The sequence below is a fragment of the Pseudomonas sp. HMSC066A08 genome (assembly GCF_001813025.1).
Lineage (GTDB): Bacteria > Pseudomonadota > Gammaproteobacteria > Pseudomonadales > Pseudomonadaceae > Pseudomonas > Pseudomonas aeruginosa.
On sequence record NZ_KV811254.1, the window covers coordinates 1 to 264 of the forward strand.

At 54.5% G+C, this 264-nt stretch carries 1 rRNA gene; it reads left to right on the forward strand.

The window, feature by feature from the left end:
• A 16S ribosomal RNA gene (locus HMPREF2886_RS03565) occupies window positions 1-149 on the forward strand; the annotation flags it as partial.
• Window positions 150-264: the final 115 nt, after the last annotated feature.

Consider the following 264-nt stretch of genomic DNA (forward strand, 5'->3'; position numbering starts at 1 on the left):
ACACACCGCCCGTCACACCATGGGAGTGGGTTGCTCCAGAAGTAGCTAGTCTAACCGCAAGGGGGACGGTTACCACGGAGTGATTCATGACTGGGGTGAAGTCGTAACAAGGTAGCCGTAGGGGAACCTGCGGCTGGATCACCTCCTTAATCGAAGATCCCGGCTTCTTCATAAGCTCCCACACGAATTGCTTGATTCACTGGTTAGACGATTGGGTCTGTAGCTCAGTTGGTTAGAGCGCACCCCTGATAAGGGTGAGGTCGG